The following is a 2,419-nucleotide window of genomic DNA, read 5'->3' as shown; positions in this document are numbered from 1 at the left end:
CAGGAGAAGAGACCTCACACATCCTTAGCGGGTTGACTTCCCAGCTGCCTGATCGTGATCCGGAAGAGACTGCCGAGTGGGTTGAGTCTTTGGATGCGTTGATCAGGGAGCAGGGCACGGAGCGGGCGCAGTTCATCATGCGCAGCCTGCTCCAGCGGGCGGGGTCCCAGTCGGTCGGGGTGCCGATGGTGACCACCACCGATTACGTGAACACGATCCCGGCGGACCAGGAAGCGCCGTTCCCGGGCAACGAGGAGTTCGAGCGCCGGTACCGGGCGTACATGCGCTGGAACGCGGCYGTGATGGTGCACCGGGCACAGCGGTCCGACATCGGCGTGGGCGGGCACATCTCGACCTATGCCGGGGCCGCGACCCTGTACGAGGTCGGCTTCAACCACTTCTTCCGCGGCAAGGACCACCCCTCCGGCGGGGACCAGGTCTTCTTCCAGGGACACGCGTCCCCGGGCATGTACGCCAGGGCGTTCATGGAGGGCCGGCTCACGGAGGAGGACCTGGACGGGTTCCGGCAGGAAAAGTCCAAGGAAGGCCACGCCCTGTCCTCCTACCCGCACCCGCGCCTGATGCCCTCCTTCTGGGAATTCCCCACCGTGTCCATGGGCATCGGCCCGATGAACGCGATCTACCAGGCCCAGTCCAACCGGTACCTGCACGACCGCGGCCTGAAGGACACCTCCGGGCAGCAGGTCTGGGCGTTCCTGGGCGACGGGGAAATGGACGAGCCCGAGTCCCGCGGCCTGCTCCAGCTCGCCGCGAACGAGAACCTGGACAACCTGAACTTCGTGATCAACTGCAACCTCCAGCGCCTGGACGGGCCGGTGCGCGGCAACGGGAAGATCATGCAGGAACTCGAGGCGTTCTTCCGCGGCGCGGGCTGGAACGTGATCAAGGTCGTCTGGGGCCGGGAATGGGATGACCTCCTGGCCAAGGACACCGACGGGTCCCTCGTGAAGATCATGAACGAAACCGTCGACGGGGACTACCAGACCTACAAGGCCGAGTCCGGCGGGTTCGTCCGCGAACACTTCTTCGGCAAGACCCCGGCCACCAAGGACATGGTCGCGGACCTGGACGACAACCAGATCTGGAACCTCAAACGCGGCGGACACGACTACCGCAAGGTCTACGCCGCGTACAAGGCCGCGACCGAGTTCAAGGGCAAACCCACCGTGATCCTGGCCAAGACCGTCAAGGGCTACGGGCTCGGACCCCACTTCGAGGGCCGCAACGCGACCCACCAAATGAAGAAACTCACCATGGAAGACCTCAAGGCCTTCCGAGACCACCTGCGCATCCCCATCACCGACGAGCAACTCGACACGGACCTGTACCGGCCCCCGTACTACCACCCCGGCATGGACGCCCCGGAAATCCGGTACATGATGGACCGCCGCGCGGCCCTGGGCGGCGCTGTCCCGGAACGCCGCAGCGCCCACACCCCCGTGGAGCTGCCGGACGAAAAGTCCTACGAGGTCGCCAAGCGCGGCTCCGGCAAGCAGCAGGCCGCCACCACCATGGCCTTCGTGCGGCTCCTGAAGGACCTCATGCGGGACAAGAACTTCGGCAAACGCTTCGTGCCGGTCGTGCCGGATGAATCGCGTACCTTCGGCATGGACGCGTTCTTCCCCACCGCGAAGATCTACAACCCCAAGGGCCAGAACTACCTCTCCGTGGACCGGGACCTCGTCCTGGCCTACAAGGAATCCCCCATGGGCCAGCTCATCCACCCCGGCATCAACGAAGCCGGCGCCGTCGCGGCCTTCACCGCCGCCGGAACCGCCTACGCCACCCACGGCGAACCCCTCGTGCCGATCTACGTGTTCTACTCCATGTTCGGCTTCCAACGCACCGGCGACGCCTTCTGGGCCGCCGCGGACCAGATGACCCGCGGCTTCATCATCGGCGCCACCGCAGGACGGACCACCCTCACCGGCGAAGGACTCCAACACGCCGACGGCCACTCCCCCATCCTCGCCTCCACCAACCCCGCCGTGCTCACCTACGACCCCGCCTACGGCTACGAAATCGGCCACATCATCCGCGACGGGCTCCAGCGCATGTACGGGCCCGCCGCAAGCGGCGAAGGAACCGGACCTGCATCCGATAGAAACCTGATGTACTACCTCACCGTGTACAACGAGCCCATCACCCAGCCCGCGGAACCCGAGAACCTCGACGTCAACGGGGTGCTAAAGGGCATCTACCTGCTGGCCCCGGCGAAAACCGACGGCCCCCGCGCGCAGATCCTCGCCTCCGGCGTCTCGGTCCCCTGGGCACTGGACGCCCAGCGGATCCTCGCCGAAGACTGGGGAGTCTCCGCGGACGTGTGGTCCGTGACCTCCTGGAACGAACTCCGACGCGACGGACTCGCCGCCGAAGACGACGGACTCGCCGCCGAAGA

Annotated in this window: 1 protein-coding gene; it reads left to right on the top strand. The window is 66.2% G+C overall.

Annotation, left to right across the window (positions count from 1 at the left end; all coding sequences use genetic code 11):
* On the top strand, nt 1-2,419 hold a 2,419-nt coding region (gene aceE / locus AC1DLO_RS22450), incomplete at both ends, for a pyruvate dehydrogenase (acetyl-transferring), homodimeric type (protein ID WP_476914623.1).

The sequence above is a fragment of the Arthrobacter sp. 01T419 genome (genome assembly GCF_056398865.1).
This window is presented reverse-complemented; position numbering and strand designations above follow the sequence as displayed.